The following is a 4,744-nucleotide window of genomic DNA, read 5'->3' as shown; positions in this document are numbered from 1 at the left end:
ATATCAGTAAAATCTACAGAGAAACGAGGCGCATAGTTTCTGACTGTGCCCCGGTCAATCCTGATCCCCAGCGCCTCCAGAATGCGTGCTGTTCTGTGGAATGGATATTTTTTAGCGATCGAAGTTGCGAGATCGACGAGTATAACCCCGTGGCGGGTATCAGGATAGAATGGCTCATCTGCATACCAGAGCCTCCCGCACCCACTGCACCGGTACCGTGCCACCTTTACGAATACCGGTTTTGTAATCTCATCAACAGAAAGGGTTGCGAACCGTTTCTTTTTGAGATCGTGTCTTCGAAGAGAGGAGGCACAGAGACTGCATTGCGTCGGGATCTCCGTGAATTCAACTCCGTCAAAGAGGGTGATCGATGATCTGATCATCTCCGAGAGGAAGGGGGGGATCATCTGTTTTCGAATCATCTGCACCTCAGTTACAAAAGCATTGGGCACGCAGGTAGTTAATCTGTCCTTTAAAGGGGAGGTATTCTGCGCGCAACCAGAGAGAATCGGAAATATTGGGGATTGACCCCGAAAAAGAGGGAGATGAAATGAGTTGAATATAAACAAAATGGTTAAGGTTTTCAATACAACTGGATTGACTATTTATATGTATCTAAAAATCCGTTTTTTAGCCATTCTGAAAATATGCCCTACCAGAAACTATTTAGAAATGTTTTAATATCTTACCTTAAAATCATCAACTATGCCTATTCCGAAATGATCAGTTCATTTCGGTTGATAGGTTGGACATTTCAAAAGAGGTGTGTAGAAATATGGTATTCCATCCTCCAGTGCAGATTGTTGCAAAGGCGGGAGATGCAGGCAAGTATAAGGTAGGCCTGCCCGCCTGGAACATGATCATGCGTGGATTCATGTCCGGGGCATATATCGCCATGGGAGCAGGTCTTGCTACAGTCTGTAGCACAGGCGTTGCAGATTCCCTTGGACCCGGATTTGCAGCACTCGTTCGTGGTGCTGTCTTCCCTGTCGGACTTATTATTACAATCCTGACAGGTGCTGAACTGTTTACCGGCGACGCAATGCTCGCTCCAATGGCTGCTTTTATCCATAAGATCAGCTGGATGCAGGTCCTTAATCTCTGGGTCTGGGTCTATGTTGGTAACTTTATCGGATCTGTTGTCTATGCGTACCTGATGGCCTATGGCCCTCTCTCAAGCTGGGATGCAGCAGGAGCAGTCACTGTCAATGCCTTCGGTATGACGGCGTTAGGTATTGCAAAAGGAAAGGTATCCTATGTCGGCGGAGCCGCGATGTGGTCTCTCTTAATGAAGGCCATCGGCTGTAACTGGCTTGTGAACCTCGCTGTGCTGCTCGGTATATGTGCAGATGACGCCGTTGGCAAGTTCTTCGGCATCTGGTTCCCGATCATGGCTTTCGTTTCCAGCGGACTCGAACACAGTATCGCGAACATGTACTTCATCCCGGCCGGGATATTCGTGAACGGATTCCTGGCAGGAACGCCACAGTATATTGCCGAGCTGAACTGGGTCACCATGTGGACGAACAACGTCATACTGGTTACCATCGGCAACATCATCGGCGGTCTGCTCTTTGTTGGTATCATCTACTGGGTAGCATTCCGCAAAGAGATCGCTGCACTGAAGTAAAGTACTGGTAGTGTTATCACATGAAGATCGGAAATATAACGGTAAGAGTGACGATCATCCATCTGGGTGTCTTCGTCTTCTTCACCGCTATTTTCCTCTTCTCATTTTTTTCATCAGGTGACTTCAGGATGCTCCTCTGGGGTATCCCGACACTGATATTCATTCTCACCATTCCAATGGCTATGAACTACATGAGCCAGAGCCATTACAGAAGCCTGCGGCCGATGTACGAAGCTGAGGCAAAACCGATCCGGGCCAACCAGATCAGTGATTCAATGATGGGAAAAGTCGTCAGGTATGAAGGGCTCATTGAACATGTTCACTTCAAATTCCTCAACAGGCCACAGTACGTCATAGCAGATCGTACTGGAGAAGTATCAGTGAAGATGTTCACATCCCCTGAGGAAGATGTTGGGAAGGGGGATATTGTCGAGGTTCTCGGATCAATTATGCGCCGGTACATTATAACCGGAGATCCGATCGTCAATTGTGTTTCGATACGGAAAATTGTCAAAGAAACACGGGCTGAACCTGAAAAGAAAGAGAAAAAGAAGAGATAATCTACGAAAAACTATTCTTCAGGCCATCCCTGATCGGGTTGGTCTTCTTCATATCATCCTGTTTGATATAGCGATCAAACGCATGGATCCGGCAGCTGATCGGGAACGGGACCGAGAGGGTGCTGATCACCGCTTCTCCCCGTTCCAGTGTCTGGATCTCGCCATCCAGCGCGGTTAAATCCTGTTTTGCGCTCGATGCGATCATCTGCCGGTCGGTCTTGTCCGAGAGGCCGAGGACGACATAGGTGTTGATCTGGGCGAGGATCCGTGGATCGATATTCTTCGGCTGCTGGGTGATCACGCAGAGGCCGATCCCAAACTTCCGGCCTTCCATCGCACATTCGCGGAAGACAGCGGTTCCCCTGCCGGGCCCAAGCACCCGCTGCGCCTCCTCGATTGCAATTAAGACCTGGCCTGCCGGCTCGGTTTCATCTGCCCCAAATCCGTCATTCCTCCGCTCGTTTAAGAATGTCCGTGTGAGGAGGGAGAGGATGAAGAGCTCGGACTGTTCACGCATGCCGGGGATGTCAATTAAGACAACCTTCTGCTCTTCAAGGGCTCTCCTGATGCCATTGAGAGAGGAGCCCGATCTCCTGAAGAAGGGATTGTGGCGGGTCAGGATCTCAAGTTTCCGCTTGATTGATCTGAGTGAGGCTTCATGGAACTCCTTTAAGCGGCGGGCAAGCGGCGGGTTTGTCCCGGCATAGCCGTCATACCAGTCCTCGGTGAAGTCGGTTGCGGAAAAGAAGTCGATCAGGACTGAGCCGGAGATGTCGCTCAGCGTCTCTAAAATCTCGCTCTGCGCCTCCGAGAACTCGAATATCGGATAGAGATCAGATGGCCTGAAATCATCGTAGGCGATGCTCAGGGTGGATGCGCCATACCGCTTGATCGCCTGCTCATCCCGTGTCGAGAAGATCGCAAGGCCGCCTCTTCCTTCCCTGTAATGGATGAGGCCGGGATTCTCCCCGCCACCGGGTGCTGATCTCCCCTTGAGGTATTCGCCATGCGGATCGACCATCAGGAGTCCAAATGGCTGCTCTTTCATGCAGGATGCCGAGAAGACCTTCATGAAGTTGCTCTTTCCCATGCCGGTTGTGGCAAAGACACCCATATGCTGGTTCAAGTCATGGGGGTGGAGCCCGACTTTTGCAGTTGCGATGGTGCCGGTTCCGTTCCTGACAAGCCCGACCTCGATCTTCCCCATGTACTCCTCCAGAAAGGCAAAATCCTCCTCTTCTGCTATCCTGACACTGGAGAATTTTGTTGGGACGGTCTTTGGGCGGCGGAAGTTGCCGTTCTGATCGAGATATCCAAGCGGGGTTGCTTCAAGGAGGAGGAAGACATCCTCGCCGAGATTATAGAAATGGGAGGTATGGGGGCGGGTGTCCCAGTTGGCATCGGAAAAGTTGCTCGCATGCTGCATGCCGGTCACTTTTGCATAGAAGGTGAACTGCTTCTGGCTGTCATGGATTGCCAGCAGATCACCCAAAAAGATCTCGCTTGTATAGGGGATCGCACACCGGTAGGTTGAGACCGTCTGGCCTATCAGGCGGAATTTTGCCGCATCATTGGTATCAATATCGATTAAGTTCGTCATGGTAATCTCCAAGAATCTCTTCATATCCCTCGTAGTTGATCGACTGGGTTGAACATCCGGCGATGATATCATGCCTGATCCGCTGCACCTGATCAGATCTGATCACCGCCTGACGATGGGCATCCATCAGGGGGTAGGGATAGCCGACCACCCGGCCATCCCCGGCATAGGAGGAGAGTGCCGAAAAGACGGCGGCAACTTCATCACCGGAATAGCCGTCCGGCATCGTAATCAGGAACGCCCGCTTTGCACGCGGGTGGAGGCAGGCGACATATCCCTCCTCCACCTTCAGGTACCAGGGCGGCGAAACACCAAGTTCTTCTGCGGCTTTCATCGCCGCCGGGACGATCGGATGCACTCCATCCCAGGTGGCGCCTGCGTTCTTGGTGACGGCGGCGAGGAGGAGGCCGCGTTCCCGGCAGATGCTTTGAATCTCCACAAGGATCGCGGTGTGGGAGGGATGTTCCGCATAGAGTGCGCCGTCCAGAAGGAGGAGGGTGCCGGGTTTTGATTCACGGGCTGCAATTGCGGCGAGGCCGTACTCGATGGTATCGCGGAAGGCCGCCTCTGCTGCGAGAGTGTTTCCTGTTTCAAGACCCGCATCGGATTTTCGTCCGAAATACTCAGAATAAAGCTCGGCATAGTCCTCATCCTGCCCCTCGCCTATCCTGAAGATCCGCCATGAGGTGAGCCTGAGGCTGCTCCTCTCCTGGTCTTCATAGGCTGGCATCGCACCCCGGCAGACGATCAGGTTGAAGAAGGGGGTTGAATAGACGGTCGCATTGCTCCCGTCAATTGCGGTGACCGGCCGATCTGCTGCGGGTTCGATCGGGATGAAGTCGGTTCTCCGTATATTCTGTGCAGAGAGGAAGGACTCGCCACCCACATCTCCTCTCCGACGCCTGATCTCGGCGACCACCCGGACCAGATCCTGTATATAGGTGCCGTTCACTG

Annotated in this window: 4 protein-coding genes and 1 pseudogene; 2 read left to right on the top strand and 3 right to left on the bottom strand. The window is 52.2% G+C overall.

Annotation, left to right across the window (positions count from 1 at the left end; translation table 11 throughout):
- Positions 1–422 (bottom strand): annotated as a pseudogene (locus QCH34_RS07090) (hypothetical protein); the annotation flags it as partial.
- A gap of 353 nt (positions 423–775) precedes the next feature.
- Here QCH34_RS07090 and QCH34_RS07085 point away from each other — a divergent pair.
- Both QCH34_RS07085 and QCH34_RS07080 read left to right on the top strand, forming a co-directional pair.
- Positions 776–1,630 (top strand): formate/nitrite transporter family protein, encoded by an 855-nt coding sequence (locus tag QCH34_RS07085; RefSeq protein WP_300332239.1) that lies wholly within the window; start codon positions 776–778, stop codon positions 1,628–1,630.
- A gap of 20 nt (positions 1,631–1,650) precedes the next feature.
- Complete coding sequence (locus QCH34_RS07080; protein WP_300332237.1) at positions 1,651–2,190, top strand: nucleotide-binding protein; 540 nt, start codon at positions 1,651–1,653, stop codon at positions 2,188–2,190.
- Between the two features lies 1 nt (position 2,191).
- Here QCH34_RS07080 and QCH34_RS07075 read toward each other — a convergent pair whose 3' ends face one another.
- Positions 2,192–3,814 carry an ATP-binding protein gene (locus QCH34_RS07075; RefSeq protein ID WP_300332235.1) on the bottom strand — a complete coding sequence of 541 codons (1,623 nt, stop codon included), beginning with the start codon at positions 3,812–3,814 and terminating at the stop codon, positions 2,192–2,194.
- A partial coding sequence (locus QCH34_RS07070) for a DNA double-strand break repair nuclease NurA (protein ID WP_300332233.1) occupies positions 3,768–4,744 on the bottom strand: 977 nt, incomplete at its 5' end. The genes QCH34_RS07070 and QCH34_RS07075, both read right to left, overlap by 47 nt.

Origin of the sequence: Methanocalculus sp., assembly GCF_029762515.1 — an archaeon.
Classification (GTDB): domain Archaea; phylum Halobacteriota; class Methanomicrobia; order Methanomicrobiales; family Methanocorpusculaceae; genus Methanocalculus.
This window is presented reverse-complemented; position numbering and strand designations above follow the sequence as displayed.